The sequence below is a fragment of the Vibrio sp. Y58_MX_L22 genome (genome assembly GCF_024181865.1).
In the GTDB taxonomy this organism is placed as follows: Bacteria; Pseudomonadota; Gammaproteobacteria; order Enterobacterales; family Vibrionaceae; genus Vibrio; species Vibrio alginolyticus.
Genome location: NZ_JAMZAN010000006.1, coordinates 193,128 through 209,122, shown reverse-complemented (window position 1 = coordinate 209,122; position 15,995 = coordinate 193,128). Strand labels below are relative to the sequence as shown.

Here is a 15,995-nt window from a genome sequence, read left to right as displayed (position 1 = left end):
ACCAATTATATAAATGAAAAACGAAAATGCCCTACTTATTTTACTATTCATGTTCATTTAGTAATAAGAAGGCTTTCGCCTTCTTATTGCTCTCACTATTTACCAAATACCTTTAGTATCAATAACTATACCGCTAGTCACTTTCGTTTGTTTAAACTCTTTATGGTCAACTAGCAGAACTTGAATATCAGCCTCACATGTTGCCATATCCATTTCAACCAACTCTACACCGATGAGTTTAGACGGCGCTGTTTCAATATTTGGCTCAACAGCAATCACTCGACCAGCATGCATTTCGGCAATTTTTTGTGTAATTGCCATTGCAGGGCTCTCACGTAAGTCATCAATATCAGGTTTAAAGGCCAAACCGTAGCAAGCAACCGTGACGTCACGGGCCGTTTTGTCTGGTTTTGCTTGCAAAAACTCGGCAATTGCTAGTTTTACTTTATTAATAACCCAATCCGGCTTGCCGTCGTTCACTTTACGTGCCGTGTGGATAATTTGTGCTTCTTCTGGTGTTTTTGACACAATGAACCAAGGGTCAACCGCAATGCAGTGGCCACCTACACCAGGTCCTGGCTGAAGGATGTTTACGCGAGGGTGACGGTTCGCGAGTGCAATCAATTCCCATACATTGATGTCTAGCTTGTCGCAAATGATTGAAAGTTCGTTAGCAAAAGCGATTTGAACATCACGCGAGCTGTTTTCTGTCAGTTTTGCCATTTCCGCTGTGCGCGCATTTGTCACGACACAATCACCTTGCACAAAAGTACGGTACAACTCCACTGAGCGCTCAGAGCAGCGAGTAGACATACCACCAATAACGCGGTCATTTTCTACCAATTCACGAACAACGTGACCAGGCAATACACGCTCCGGACAGTGAGCGATATTAACATCCGCTTGTGCACCATGCGTTTGTGGGAAAGTCAGATCACCACGAGCTTCAGCTAGCCAAGCGGCCATTTGCTCTGTGGCACCCACTGGTGACGTAGATTCAAGAATAACGAGGTCACCTTTTTTAAGAGCTGGTGCAATGGCTTTACTTGCCGCCTCAATGTAAGACAAATCAGGCGCTGGTACTTCACCTTCTTTACATGGCAAAAATGGCGTTGGAACCGCAATTAAGAATGCATCTGCCGGCTCTGGCGTTGTGGTTGCTTTCAAGTAACCTTCAGACACTGCTGCACTTACGATCATATCGAGATCCGGCTCAACAATATGGATTTTGCCTTGGTTGATGGTATCAACTGCGTGCTGGTTTACATCAACACCTACTACCTTTTTCTTACGTGATGCAAACATGGCTGCGGTTGGCAAGCCGATGTAACCTAAGCCAATAACTGAGATTGTTTCAAAAGACATAATTATTTCCTAACTAAATGATTATTTTGCTAATTCTTCTAAAATACGCTGACATGCTAGACCATCACCATAAGGGTTGTGTGCAAAGCTCATCGCTTGGTAAGCCTCTTTGTCATTCAGTAATACATCTAAACCAGTGACAATCTTATCTACATCTGTACCCACTAGCTTTACTGTGCCCGCGGCAACGGCTTCCGGTCTTTCTGTTGTGTCACGCATAACTAATACAGGTTTGCCTAGGGAAGGCGCTTCTTCTTGGATGCCGCCAGAGTCGGTAAGAATGATATGTGCCCGACTCATTAGGTAGATAAATGGCAGATATTGTTGAGGCTCGATAAGATGCACATTATTTACGTTTGACAGAATGCGATTTACTGGCTCTCTTACATTCGGGTTTAGATGTACTGGGTATAAGATTTGTGCTTCAGGGTGGTCTTGCGCAGTTTTAGCTAAAGCTTCACAAATGCGTTCAAAACCGCCACCAAAACTTTCGCGACGGTGACCAGTAACCAAAATCAGTTTTTTGCTTTCATCAAGCATTGGAAACTGGCTTGCCAATTGTTGGTTAAGCGCACTGTCGTTATCAATTTTGTCTTTAACCATCAATAGAGCATCGATAACGGTATTACCTGTGATGCTGATATTGTCTGAATTGATGTTTTCTTGTAGCAGATTGTGTTGCGAGGTTTCTGTAGGAGCAAAGTGATAAGTAGTTAACGCACCGGTTAGTTTTCGGTTTGCCTCTTCTGGCCATGGCGAGTAAATATTGCCAGTGCGCAGACCTGCCTCTACATGGCCCACAGCAATTTGCTCATAGTAAGCTGCAAGGCTTGCAGCAAAGGTAGTTGCAGTATCACCGTGTACAAGCACTACATCTGGCTTAAACTCCTGAAGTACTGGTTTAAGTTCCAGTAAGATACGGGCCGTTACATCGTTCAGTGATTGACCAGCCTTCATCAGGTTAAGATCGTAATCAGGCTTAATTTCAAATAACTCTAAAACCTGATCCAGCATTTCTCGATGTTGAGCGGTAACGCAGCACTTAGCGTCAAATCGCTCATCATTTGCAAGCACATGAACTAGAGGAGCCATTTTTATGGCTTCTGGACGTGTACCGAATACGGTGAGAATTTTCTTTTTAGACATTGTAAATAACCTAGGCCAAAGAATAGGACGTTGATGTGAATAATCGCGAGTGGTGGACACAACACTTCTTCTTACATTAAAAAGCAACAAAGCATTGTTTCCGGACAGCACAATAACCCCAGAGGAAAATACGCAAACGAACGCGCCATACCTTTGAGGAGCAGAAATCTAGGTAGACAATTTAGGCAAGTCAGTCATTTTCGCAAAGAAGAAACTCTTGTGAAGACTGTGGTTGATAGGTATTGGTTGATAAACCTGATGCCTAGCCATTATCTTTTTAAAACAGTGTTCATTACTGTTTTGTCCTCCTCTGACGTAATAGGAGGTGCTTTAAGTATTTGTTTGAAGTCTCTATTTTACTTATAGAGCCTTGCCAGAAATGCAACAGTGTGCTTAATTGTATTTATTGTCTGGCGACATTTTTATGTCACTCGGAGAACTTTTTTGCTTTTTGGCACGCTACCGCCCTTAGGTCTGGCTCCTAAAGGCAATGCATTTGTTTTTTTATCATTTGTGCTCAAGGCAAAGGATTGTATAGCAAACAGGTTGCAACGAAAAGCACAATACTGACAAAAAAATGGCTTTTTTATGACAACTGGACAAAATGCAAACTGTCAGTTTAACCAGAAAATCGTAAATTCTGCCTACCTAAAACGCGTTTTATAATACGCATTTATTCATTTTTATTTATGACAAAATGCAAAAAGTTGACTATGTGGAATATGCATCACAGTTTAGTGCAACTGAAAATACCATTTGACACTCTCCTAGCATTTTGACTCCTACTTTTGTGTTTATCTGGCTGGTTACCTCTCCCTCTTCTTTCTTGAATTCATTACATTGATGCTCATGAAAAGGAGATCGTTATGAAAGTACTTCATCATGGTGGGAAGAATACGGTGACAGGCTCTTGTCACGAACTGCAACTCGAGCACGGGAGCATTTTGATCGATTGTGGGCTATTTCAGGGTAAAGATGCATTGGTAGGCCGTCATGACCGTTCGATGGCGATAGAGTTTTCCCTAGCCAAGGTAAAAGCACTGGTGCTGACTCATGCTCATATTGACCACATAGGACGATTACCGTGGTTACTCGCTGCGGGTTTTAAAGGTAAAATCTACTGCACACAAGCTACTGCTGAGTTGGTCCCTCTTATGCTAGAGGATGGATTAAAGCTACAACTGGGTTTAGGCAAGCATCAACGGCAGCACATCTTAAATCTAATTAAGCAGCGATTGGTGCCGTGCCAGTACAACACATGGCTTCCTCTTAAGGGGTTGGCTTATTTACGCTTTCAACCTGCAGGCCATATTTTAGGCTCTGCTTATTTGGAATTTAAACTCTCAAATAATGACGTAGTTGTATTCTCTGGCGATCTCGGCCCAAGTGATACGCCTTTACTCCCTGATCCTAAGCCGCCAGAAAAAGCGGACTATTTGTTTATTGAATCGACCTATGGTGATAAGCACCATGAAAGTGTGAAAAGTAGAAGTGCTCGGCTGCTTTCTATTGTCGAACATGCACTGGAAGATGGTGGTGTGATTGTTATTCCTGCTTTTAGTGTAGGTAGAACACAAGAACTGTTATTCGATATTGAACAGCTTTTGTACCAGGAGTCTTTACATGGAGCCCTACCGATTATTCTTGATTCGCCTTTAGCAAGAAAGGTGACAAAGACTTATCGGCGCTTTAAAAAGCTTTGGGGTAAAGAAGCGAAGCAGCGCTTGGAGCAACATCGTCACCCTTTAGCGTTTGAACAATGTATTACGATTGAGACTCATGCTGAACATATGAGACTGGTGAATCGTCTGGCGAGCACGTCTGAACCAGCTATTGTGGTTGCGGCTTCTGGGATGTGCGAAGGTGGTCGAGTGGTGAATTACCTCAATGCGTTGTTACCCGATAGTCGTAATGATGTGCTGTTTGCTGGCTATCAAGCGGAAGGAACGCTAGGGAGAGAAATTCAAGAAGGGGCGAGTGAGGTTGATATCGAAGGAAAGAAAATTAAAGTGAAAGCTCAAATACATACAATGTCTGGCTATTCTGCTCATGCAGATCAATCTGATCTAATTCGATTTGTAGAAGGAATTAATCCGCCGCCAAAAGAAGTGCATTTGATTCATGGTGAAAATAAAGTAAAAAGAGCCCTACATTCCAGCCTAACAGCAAAAGGCTCTACCGTTGTTAAATAAGCGTCAGCTACTTACCGTTACATGTGTCTTACCAATTTGAAATCGCTTTCTAATCCAGCAGGTAATACGCCAAATGTAACTAATGATGAAGACATAACATGTAAATGCCAATAAAAAGAGTATCAACATGACGTGCTCATGCACCTGAAACACCTGCCCTAGAGTTCCAAACGCAGCAAACAATAACGCCCAGAAGGTAATGAATGCTAAAGTTTGTCGCGATGACAAACCCAACCGCATACATATGTGGTGAAGATGTAAACGATCAGCCTTAAAGGGAGACTGTTTCTTCCTTAAACGACGTAGCATGACCATTGCCATGTCCATTAAAGGAACAGCAATTAACCATAAGGCCGTAACAGGCTTCATTAAAATAGCTTGCACCTCATTCGAAATGCTTTGCGAGCTGTGTATTAGTAACCAAACAATGGTAAAACCAATCAGAAAGCTTCCTGAGTCTCCCATAAATACCTTAAATGAGCGCTTAGGGATCAGATCTAGGTTACACAATATGTACGGGAACATGGAAAGCACAAAGATAAAACAGAATATTGTTAGCTTTACTTCTCCGGCTTGGTAAAACATAAACCCTAAAGCTAAAAATGTGACTGATGCTAAAGACGCCAATAAACCATCAATTCCATCGACCATATTGAATGCTGTAATACAACCAATGATTGCAATCGTTGTTAGTAAAACATTTGCACTACCTACGTTGAGCACCCCAAATCCAAATAGATTGCCAAGCTCTGTAAGCGCAATCCCTTCACCAAGGGTAAGCCAAACGGATATGACGGTAATGACGCAGAGCCTGAAAGAAGCGCTGATGTCTAACTTGTCATCTATTGTGCCGATAATAGTCAGTATTAGACCACATACAAGAAAGTCCTGCTGATTTGGCAAAAGTTGTCCTTCAAACGTACTTGCTAAAGTAATCGTGACAAAGAGGGACAAACCACCTATTACAGGTACATCTCCAATATGCTTTTTACGACATGATGGTCTATCGACGAAGTCATGGGCAAGAGCAAGCTTCCTGAAAGTAAACAAGCTAATAAAAGACACACTGACAGTAAGTAAAACAAGAGAGATCAAACCAAGTTCCGTTGTGATAAGTATAGTTATAAGCAACATTTTGCGGCTTTCACTAAATCAGCCGATTGAGCTAGATTTGCTTGCACGCGATTTGTGATCTAACAGGCATTAGTTCCTGCGTTTATCAAAATCACCTACTAATTGTATATCAAATAAATTCTCTTGAACTAGATTTTATACAAAAAAGCAAGCTCAAATGCGTTTGTGAAGGAGTTTAATCTGCTAAAGATTTTTATAAACTTCCAGAGCTTGTTCTAATTCAGGATAAAACTGGAGCTCTCCTTTGTGGAGGATTATTGCGCTATCACAAAATTCACGGATCTCTTTCATATCATGGCTAACCATAATCACGCTAGCTACTTTACTTTTTTCTAAGAGGGCCTCCTTCGCTTTTTTCCGGAACTTTTGATCGCCTACAGATGTTGCTTCATCAATGAGATAAATATCAAAGTCAATCGCGACACAACAACCAAACGCCAGACGGGAGCGCATACCGCTCGAGTAACTTTTTACTGGTAAATCGTACTTCACCCCCAACTCAGCAAAGTTTTTTACTTTTTCCTCGTAGGCTTTAAGATCGGCTACACCATTTACACGCCCAATGAAACGTGTATTCTCTCTGCCTGTCATCTGTGGATGGATACCTGTAGCAAGCGCAACCGGCCAAGAGATTTCTCTATCGGTGACAACTTTTCCTTTATTTGGGTATTCACTGCCTGCCAGTATACGAAAGAGGGTCGACTTACCTGCGCCATTCGAACCCAATATCGCGATATTATGACCTTCTGGGATAATAAAGTTAATATCCTGAAATATGTACTGATTACCCAACTTTGATGGATAAAACTTCGTTAGGTTTTCTAATCTGATCATAATGTAACACGATCTCTTAAGCGCCTAGCTTGCAGCAAAGCAAACAAAGCCAAGTTGAATTTCCCTCTAAGACGTCCTTCTTTCTGTTGAGTTATGCGCCGAACGCTCTGTTCTACGGTACACAACTGATTGGTTTCCGTATCAATATAGGTTGGATATAACACCAAAGCTCCGTAGACCAATTCCTCTAAACTTAAACGACGAGTCCTACGACTACAAGTTAAGTGATCAATAGTCAGTCCCCAACCGGCATAGAATGGCATTCCGTATGTATAAACCGTTTTACCTCGTAATAGTGCTTCAAAGCCCGCCAATGATGTCATGGTGTGCACCTCATCAACACGCTCTAGTAGGCTATCCATGCTGAGGTCTTTTACAATGACATTTGCTTGTGGGTATTCATCGTCAGGGTTTAACCCTAAGTCTCGCTCACCAGCAAGCACATCTGGGTGCGGCTTATATATGATGAAGGCCTGAGGATGCCTTCGCCTTACTACTTGCAACAAAGACTTATTGGTTTTGAGCTCTGCTGAGCCAAACTGTATGGAAGCATCTGTTTCAACTTGCCCTGGCACAAGAATCACTCGCTGATTGGAAGGCAGCGTTAACTCCTCGCTCTTTCCGACATTATATTTAGTCACTTTAGCTTTTTGTAATTTAACAATCAGCGCTTGAGTGCGAGCTTTATCCCAATCGCTCAAAAGTAATTCGCGATAACTTTTTTCGAGGTCGCTTTCGGCGGTAGCATCAAAATAGATACCGGTTTTATCGAGCACCAACGATGCAGGTTTAGATAGCTGTACTCCCAAGCCAACCGAACGAATAAACCCGTCTTCTATCCGCCACATTGTTTTAGGGACAGATTCTTTTCTCCCCCATAACGCGGCCACTGATGCATGCTTTCTATGAGAAAATTTCCAACCTCGAAAATAATGTGAAAGTAAATATTTTCGTATTTTCGATAAGTGAGAGAGATCGACCTGTTGCGATTCAGTGCTGCATTGTCTCAGCGTATCAGAAAAGTAATTTATAATATCTTCAATCTCGCAGCGCTCACCGAATATTGGGTCAACATATCGTGCATATTGTATATAAGCAGCATAAAAGACTTGCTCTACACTACGCGAGACATTTCGACGAGAACATTCTAGATAATCTTGAGTCAGCCCCCACCCGGCATAAAATGGCATTCCAAAACAATGGACATTAACCCCTCCCATTAACCCTTCGAAGCCCATGAGGCTAGAAACAGTATAAAGGTCAGAGACTGACTCCAAAAAGTCCCATGGATTTGCAGCATCTGAGCATATTTTGATTCGTTCATTTTGGACCGGCAACGGGAATAAAAAGCCCTGTTTTTTACCCGATAATACGTCAGGATGCACTTTCAGCCAGATAGTGTCATCCGGATGATCGTCTAAAGCTTGTTTTAACATGGTGACGAATCTTGCTTCATCTGCCATTGCTCCTTCTACAGAAGCGTCTCCTTTAGTTTGGTCTATCACTACAACCTTGGGTGATGCTCCAAACTTGGAGGATTGGTTGACATTGTACTTCGATAAGCGCTTTTCTTTAATTGCTCCAATACAAGCTCGAGCGCGAGTTAACTGTTCGGCAGTAAGCTGGTTCGCTTTGAGAATCAGCGTCTCAAGGTCTGAAGGTTGTCGAGAGTCGTAATAGATCCCTGAAGTATCAACAACGAGACTTGCAGCGCTCGCTCCCTCAACACCAAGGCCTACAGAACGTAGAAATCCATCTTCTAGTGCTATATATGGCAGCTTGTTTTTACTCGCATACTCACGAGCTTTCTTCGCTGTCGCCTTAAAACCCCACCCAATAACTGCTTCTTCTGAGGAAGATACAATACCCAGCTCAGGAATGAATGCTGCGAGGTGCGGAATTTTCTTAATTCCTCTGGAAAAGCACTTAACTTGCGTCTTCTCTATGTTATTCATAACTACTGTTTGAAATAAGCTTCGATTTTTTGTATGTCAGCTAATGTATCAACATCAAGTGAGCGCTCTTCTTCCATCACGTAGGGAAATACACCAAATTTTGGAATACATTGGCTCTGAGTAAAACCTTCTACAGAAAATAGGTAAATCGCCCCATTAGGCTGAAAGCAACGCGGTAAATCTTGTCTACGCGTGTACGGAGCATCTGCACTGACTAAACCTGTAATCTCACCACTTTCTAAAATCTTATAAGCTTTTGCAGGAGTGTTGTCCGGCTCATACACAGAAATAACGCAGCTACATGCATCATTTTGTTCATAAACTTCGAACGACTTCTCTATATCAGCGACATTTCTGAGTGGAGACGTTGGTTGTAATAACATCACACTATCGGTGCTTACTAAATTAAGCACTTTAATTGCATGTGATATTACAACATGGGAAGAGGCATTATCCGTTGCAAGTTCTGCAGGACGTTTAATGACTTTTGCTCCAAATTTTTCGGCAATACTAGCTATGTCAGAGCAGTCAGTAGAAACGTAAACATCTTCAAATAATCCACTCTCTTTTGCTGCATCAATACTCCAAGCGATCAACGGTTTGCCAGATAAAGGGTAAATATTTTTGCCAGGAAGACCTTTAGATCCGCCTCGTGCCGTAATTAATGCGATGTTCATCGGTTGTTACTTCTCTGTTGTTCCAAGTATATTTTATGATACCTATGAAAGAAAACCATGTTTTTAATCGAATATCGAATGAAGTCTTTGTTTATTTTACCAAAATGCAAGTAATTAGCTTTCAATATACAAATAATATTTTTTAAATTAAGATTAAATTCAAAACATTTTTTATTACCGCCTTCTATATGCTCATCTTTTATATAAGGCATCACGTGTAATTCAACCCACTCTTTGCAGACATTTTCGGCAGGAAATACGATATCTTTGCTCATTAAGCCAGAATTAAAAAACAACCCTTGACCATAGTGCGTACTTTTAGGCAACTCAAGTACTGTCACATTTTTTCTATTATATATTGCATCTAAAAGTACGCTTGATGTTATAGAAATAACATGTTCAGCTCTTGGCAACCAATCGTCCGACTTACCGACAGTAATATGAAGATTTTGGGGCAATTTTAGGTCATGTTTCGTTATGATTTTTTGAAAAGTAATCTTTGGATTATGAGGGCTATTCTCATATTCTCGCGTACAAATAACCAATTTTCTATTTGGCTCTCTATAAGCAAATGAAATAAGTTTCTCTATAACGTATAAGCGCTCGCGCTCCCTATAAGGAACAATGGACTGCTCGAAGAAAACGGAGAGCCCTATCTCAGTTTGGTCAGAAAATTGCTTCTTCATTAAGTAAGGGCGAACTCTTAAATTTATATCAACATCAAAGATACGAAAAACTTGCTTCGCCTTTTCAAATGAATACTGATTGTATAAAAATATGCAGTCAGAGTTTGCACGCGAAATTAGAGACAATACTGCATCTTTGTAGAAAATACCAGGGAATATAGTATTTACTCGCTCCCTAACTAAACAAGAGCGAACCATCTTAACTCCACCGAAAGGCGTTATGTCACACTCTTCCTTATCAAGGTTTTTGATAGCGTTTCGATAAGAATCTAAATAGTCATTATTCATTTAATAGATTTTTTGCATGTAATAGTGATGCGTTTTTAATCCAACTAGAATCATCCGCAAGACTGTTTGCCAACAAAAAAAATGCAATAGCATCGTGCTTTTCACCAAGAGAGCGAGATAACATTGCAATTTGATAATAACTAGAATATTCCCTTCCACCTTTAAAATTATCACGTTTTGCCTTGAGCCGAATTTTTAATACATCAGCATGCATTAGTTTAGATAATCCTAGACAAGCAATAACTTCCCGATAGTTACCTTCTGAAATTATTGTCTCATTTTCTTTGAAACCTTTATTATATATTTCTATCGAAATCTTGATGGTATGAAAGGATTGATAGCCCTCGTATTTACTTGGAAATAAAGATATCATACTATTAATTCCATCTTTGTCGTCTACTGACAAGTAGCATAGTATTGCCATGTGAATCATATGAGGAGAACGAAAATATCGAACAATACGAGGAATATACGATGATGCCAAATCAAAGCGCTTATCTAAAAATAAATCATAGAAAGTTTCCAAAACATTTACATCAAGTAATCCAAGATCAAACCCAGATATAATAGTGCTTTTTTGATTATGAACGATATCAAAAATAAAACTATCCAATTGACCACAATCTTTAAGCTCTGCGAGTATATTATGTCCGAACGAAACCATATATGAGTCTATAAAATTCAATTTACAGTGCTTTAAATTATATGTTTGAATGATATCTTCTACATTATTACCAATATATATGTCTATTTCGGTATTTATATTACTTTCTAAAACTGTTCTTAAACAGTGGTATTTGCATTCTTTCTTAGTTGTGAAAGCAAACTTAGGATTAAGTGTAATTTGAGGCGTGATTGCAACTACTTTGTCAAAGTTACATAAAACTCCAAATAAAACAGCAGCATACCCCCCCATAGATGAACCAATAGCGATGCTATATTCATACTTTTCTATATATTTTCTTAATGATAAAATAGTATCATCTATATTATTTGAAAACTCTGGTATTGCGAAATTGTAGAATCCATCACCTTCATCTGATAAGAACAGAATGTCAAACTCATCTAAATCTTTTAAAGTTTTATATAAATCAAAGTTTTTTCTTCCTCTAGATGAGAAGCTGACTAATAATTTTTTTTTGTTCTTATCAACAAACTCAAATGCCATCTCAGTATGTCCTCAACAGTGATTTAAACTCATTCTTTTACATGAGCCTAATTTGGCTAGTTAAAATCAATATGTTCAAAAATTGTTAGCATTTTGGTGTGTTCCAGAATAACCTGCCTTGCCTTCGCTGGACACTTAGAACCTAATGCTTGAATCAAACCATTTGTAATTGAGACACAGTCCGTTGACTGACTTAACTGATTAGCATACACCAAAGCTGTCGTAGAAATGCCTAGTATCTTATCGAATTGACACTTTTTTATTAGCGCTTCGATTGGGAAATCACTTTCTTCAATCACAAGAACTCTCTCAGATAACTCCATCTCAACAACTTTTGCTTTGATGAAATCGATAAAGTCTTGCTTATCCCTTGGATGAAACTTGATAAAACACTTACCACTCGAATCAGAAAGGTACTCTTGAATTACATTTATAACTGCATCTGCATAAGCTTCACTAGGAATTGGGTACATTTGAGATAGATACAACATATCGTCAAAAGATACACTATATTTTTCTACTAACCCATCAAGGTCAAAACCAGGTTCATACGTAGCGTAAGTATTTAAAACATTTACCTGGCCCGCACTAAAAACACCATCAATTGCACGGGGATATGCTACATTTATACTGTCAAAATCTTTAGCATAATCAATAAACCCTCTCCTTTCATCTGACAGCTTTTCGAGATAATTATATGTTTTATACTCGGACTCTTTATTGTATCTGAAAGCTTTAACTACTTGGATTGGTAGCTTATAAAAGTCTCTTAAATAAGTATAAATTATCTTAGCAAAGGGGTAATACTTGTTCGAAGATAAACCACTATCGTTTAGTGCTTTTATAAAACTATTTTTCTTACTTGGTCTTACCTTTTCAAACTTAGAGTAAGAATATTTATAAGTTGCCAAACCTTCTTCAATTAGATGTGTTTTTATATTTTCCTTTTTTGCGATCTTGTGGCATATGTTATAATGAGATTCAAAAGAAGACATATACAGATCACTAATACCTTGCAAAACTTGACTATATATCGTCGTAATTTTATTAATATTGTCTAAATTTAGACTATTAGGTTTTATTGGTAGCTCGGCCAAATAAATCTCATCAAATAGGCTATTGTCAGCTTCTTTTTTTATTTTTCTAGGGACTTCTATATTTGCCTTTGTATATAAAATTACTAGTTTGTTATTTTTTAGCCCATCTCGCTTAATCAGCGCCTGATGGTGTATTAATTGACCAAATTGAGAAATAAGAAACAAGTTCATCTTTATACCTTATCTACAAATACTTTTTGCTTCTCGGTTTCCCATAACTCTTCAGAATATACCGAGGCCATGAACAACTGATCGCTCTCACCAGCCCCAAATTCATGGAACGCGTCATATTTTTTACCATACTCTGAGTTTATCTTTTTAAGTATAAAATCAGCATCGTTTGGTAAATTCGTGATTGATTGAGCCGTTGCCCTATTTTTTTGGCGAGTACCAATATCTAGGGAAGCAATACCATAAAATGGGGCTTCTCTTACACCCGCACTGGAATTACCGATGACAATCTTTGAGTACTTTAACAATGTTAAGAAACACTCAAAACGTACACTTGGAAAAATTCGTATATTATCACGCCCTTCAAAACGCTTATATTCATTAATAATAACATCTGTTCCGTGATCGTTATTCGGATAAATTACGACAAAATTTTTGTTTGATGTAATAACCGCATCGACTACACACTTTATGTTTTCTGCTAACATTTCCAGTTCAGTTGTAACCGGGTGATACATCAACACACCAAAATCATCAAACGGGATATCATAACGATCTAACGCTTCATTCAGTGTTGGGAGACTTCCAGACGACATAATATCCAAGTCAGGAGAGCCAATTACATTAATAGATTTCTCTGTCTCACCTAGCTGAAGAAGACGCTTCTTAGCTGTTTCATTAGAAACATAGTGTAAATGCGCCATCTTACTTACCGCATGACGGATAAGCTCATCGATAGTCCCAGAGACTTCTCCCCCTTCAATATGAGAAACAAGAATGTTGTTTAAGCTACCAACAATCGCACCAGCCATAGCTTCAACACGGTCTCCGTGAACAACAATCATGTCAGGTTGCACTTCTTTAACGTAATCTGACAGTCCTGTGATTGTCTTAGCTAGTATTACATCCATTGTGTCCGCAGCGTGCTGGTTGATGTATTTGTAGACATTTTTGTAACCCGATTTCTCAACCTCTTGTACTGTAAAGCCGTACTTATGAAGCATGTGCATACCGGTAACGAAAATATGCGCCTGAAAATCAGGCGCAGCTTCTACCATGGTAATAAGAGACTTGAGTTTGCCGTAATCTGCCCGTGTACCAGTTAAGAAAACTATCTTCTTCATTATTGAACATCCGACTTTTTAAGTTGGATATCTGCAACAATATCTGCCTTAGCTTTTTTGCCAAGAAGGCTTTCATAGTCATCGGCTAGAAAATCACCAGTCCCTGGGCGCTTAACCCAAAGGTTGTCACGAGTAAATTGTTCTCCAGCTTTGATTTCTGCAATTGTGACAACACTTGCGTACGCGAAGTCGATAGTTACTTGTTCTTCTTTTGCTGGTTCTTTCTTACCACCACGCATTTTTGCCATGCGTTTAGATTGGGTGATAAGTTCCGCACACTCCGCAGCATCCATTGAACAACAGATATCTGGGCCAGGACGGTCTTTGCTATCAGTAAAGTGACGCTCAAGCACCGAAGCACCAGCAGCTACAGCACCCAAGCATGCAAGGTTATCAATGCTATGGTCAGACAAACCTACAACGGCATCTGAGAAAGCTTCCTGCAGCTGCTCCATTGCACCAATTCGGATTAAATGATCTGGCGTCGGGTATAGGTTAGTAGTGTGAAGTAGGCAGAACGGTGTTTTATGCTTTCTGAAGATGTCTACGGCTTTTTGAATAGACGGGATATCATTCATTCCAGTGCTCAAAATAACTGGCTTTCCGTAGCTTGCGATTAGATCAAGAAGAGGATAGTTATTACATTCACCAGAACCAATTTTGTATGCTGGGACATTCATTCTCTCAAGACGCTCTGCCGCAGCACGAGAGAAAGGTGTACTAATAAAGATAGCACCTTTAGACTCCACATATTCTTTAAGCTTGGTTTCGTCTTCTTCGTTTAGTGAGCAACGCTCCATAATCTCATAAATTGAGACATCTGCATTACCAGGAATTACATTTTTCGCCTCACCACTCATTTCGTCTTCTACTACGTGAGTTTGATGCTTGATGACTTCAGCGCCACCTTCAATAGCTGCATCAACCATTTCAAATGCGACTTTTAATGACCCTTCGTGGTTAATACCGATTTCTGCAATAACTAGTGGATCGTAATCTAAGCCTACTTTACGACCTGCAATTTCAAATACTGGGTTGCTCATTATTAAATCTCTTTATTTAAGTTCATGTACAGTTGCAATGATGATTCTCATAATACCAAAGAAAATCATCAACAATAAGGAGAACAAAGATATGTTGTAGAAAACTTCTGGATACTTATGCTCTTCGGGTACTTGAACCTCTTCAACTACTATCAAAAACTTCAGTTTTCTATATGCTTCGATTCGTGATTTTTCCAAAGAGATAGTCGAAGATGTATATGCTGAAACTGCCATCTCTAGTTCGATCTTCAAATCTGAAAATTGCGATAGTATCTCATTAATCGAACTTGAGCGGTTTGAGTCCGTTAAACGCGACTTCTCTTTTATTAACTGTTGTTCTAGAGCTTTAATCTGATTTTGTAGCACCATGACTTGGGGAGCGCTATTGGACATTGTCAGTTTGGCAGCTTTTAGCTCGGCATTCTTTATCGCAATTTGTCCTTCTAATTCGTAAGCAATTTGACTTAGAGCTGAGCCCTCCTGTTCAGGATCCAGAAGGCGGTGTTCGGCCTGGAACTGAATTAGCTTACGTTTTGTAGACTGCAAACGCTCTTCTGCTCCTTGATGTTCTTTCTTGATAAACGTTAATTGGGCATCTGCAAGCTGATGACCAACGTTATTAATGAACCACTCTGATTTGGTTGCTATTGCTTTTGTAATGTCATAAGACATCTTGGGATCAAATGCTTGCGCATATACTGTAATAACAGATGATTTCTCATCAATTTCAACTCGAATTTTATCTCGATAATACCTTTGAAATTCTTCGCTGCTAGCAGCATCCGATAATCGACTTAACAGATCATATCTGTTATCAGAATAATGTTTCTTTATGGACAGCTTGTTTTCTAGGTAATTTAACATATCATTAGAAAACACGAATGACTTCACTAGTTGAGTGTCTTGATTCCCTGCGGGAACACCCAAACCAGACAGCAACGCCATTCCTGCATCCATAGTTGCCATGCCATCGGGTTGTTGAACAATTAGTTGCGTTTTGCTTTCATATCTGGGAGAAGCTATAACAATTTGATAAAAAGAAAAAATAACTGTTGGAAATACAACTAGTGAAAAAAATAGGTTCGATTTTATTTTATCTAATAGTTCTTTCATTT

The 15,995-nt window shown here is 39.5% G+C and carries 13 protein-coding genes; 1 reads left to right on the top strand and 12 read right to left on the bottom strand.

Annotation, left to right across the window (positions count from 1 at the left end):
- Window positions 1–99 precede the first annotated feature (99 nt).
- A complete protein-coding gene (gene wecC, locus NL626_RS15625; RefSeq protein WP_253657513.1) occupies window positions 100–1,365 on the bottom strand; it encodes a UDP-N-acetyl-D-mannosamine dehydrogenase in 1,266 nt (421 codons plus the stop codon).
- A gap of 21 nt (window positions 1,366–1,386) precedes the next feature.
- Window positions 1,387–2,511, bottom strand: coding sequence for a non-hydrolyzing UDP-N-acetylglucosamine 2-epimerase (gene wecB, locus NL626_RS15620; protein ID WP_253657512.1), 1,125 nt, complete (start codon window positions 2,509–2,511; stop codon window positions 1,387–1,389).
- Between the two features lie 866 nt (window positions 2,512–3,377).
- Here wecB and NL626_RS15615 point away from each other — a divergent pair.
- Entirely contained in the window at window positions 3,378–4,703 is a 1,326-nt protein-coding gene (locus tag NL626_RS15615; RefSeq protein WP_213969823.1) for an MBL fold metallo-hydrolase RNA specificity domain-containing protein, read from the top strand.
- A 3-nt stretch (window positions 4,704–4,706) separates the two neighbouring features.
- On the opposite strand, the gene wecA is transcribed toward NL626_RS15615, so the two are convergent.
- The 10 genes from wecA to NL626_RS15565 form a co-directional block, all read right to left on the bottom strand.
- Window positions 4,707–5,798: a UDP-N-acetylglucosamine--undecaprenyl-phosphate N-acetylglucosaminephosphotransferase gene (wecA, locus tag NL626_RS15610; RefSeq protein WP_239945660.1), complete on the bottom strand. Its 1,092-nt coding sequence runs from the start codon at window positions 5,796–5,798 to the stop codon at window positions 4,707–4,709.
- Window positions 5,799–6,020: 222 nt separating this feature from the next.
- Window positions 6,021–6,671, bottom strand: coding sequence for an ABC transporter ATP-binding protein (locus NL626_RS15605; protein ID WP_161445818.1), 651 nt, complete (start codon window positions 6,669–6,671; stop codon window positions 6,021–6,023).
- Window positions 6,668–8,626: a capsular polysaccharide biosynthesis protein gene (locus NL626_RS15600; RefSeq protein ID WP_253657511.1), complete on the bottom strand. Its 1,959-nt coding sequence runs from the start codon at window positions 8,624–8,626 to the stop codon at window positions 6,668–6,670. The genes NL626_RS15605 and NL626_RS15600 overlap by 4 nt, the downstream gene beginning before the upstream one ends.
- Before the next feature lie 2 nt (window positions 8,627–8,628).
- Window positions 8,629–9,303, bottom strand: a complete 675-nt coding sequence (locus NL626_RS15595) for an acylneuraminate cytidylyltransferase family protein (protein ID WP_253657510.1) — start codon at window positions 9,301–9,303, stop codon at window positions 8,629–8,631.
- Entirely contained in the window at window positions 9,300–10,277 is a 978-nt protein-coding gene (locus NL626_RS15590; RefSeq protein ID WP_253657509.1) for a DUF6716 putative glycosyltransferase, read from the bottom strand. The genes NL626_RS15595 and NL626_RS15590 overlap by 4 nt, the downstream gene beginning before the upstream one ends.
- The gene (locus NL626_RS15585) at window positions 10,270–11,445 is read right to left on the bottom strand and encodes a hypothetical protein (RefSeq protein ID WP_253657508.1); all 1,176 of its coding nucleotides are present in this window, start codon (window positions 11,443–11,445) and stop codon (window positions 10,270–10,272) included. The genes NL626_RS15590 and NL626_RS15585 overlap by 8 nt, the downstream gene beginning before the upstream one ends.
- 56 nt (window positions 11,446–11,501) lie before the next feature.
- The gene (locus NL626_RS15580; RefSeq protein ID WP_253657507.1) at window positions 11,502–12,713 is read right to left on the bottom strand and encodes an alpha-2,8-polysialyltransferase family protein; all 1,212 of its coding nucleotides are present in this window, start codon (window positions 12,711–12,713) and stop codon (window positions 11,502–11,504) included.
- Window positions 12,714–12,715: 2 nt separating this feature from the next.
- Entirely contained in the window at window positions 12,716–13,837 is a 1,122-nt protein-coding gene (neuC, locus tag NL626_RS15575) for a UDP-N-acetylglucosamine 2-epimerase (RefSeq protein ID WP_253657506.1), read from the bottom strand.
- Entirely contained in the window at window positions 13,837–14,880 is a 1,044-nt protein-coding gene (locus NL626_RS15570; protein WP_161444816.1) for an N-acetylneuraminate synthase family protein, read from the bottom strand. The genes neuC and NL626_RS15570 overlap by 1 nt, the downstream gene beginning before the upstream one ends.
- A gap of 12 nt (window positions 14,881–14,892) precedes the next feature.
- On the bottom strand, window positions 14,893–15,993 hold the full coding sequence (locus NL626_RS15565) for a lipopolysaccharide biosynthesis protein (protein ID WP_253657505.1): 1,101 nt from the start codon (window positions 15,991–15,993) through the stop codon (window positions 14,893–14,895).
- Window positions 15,994–15,995 lie beyond the last annotated feature (2 nt).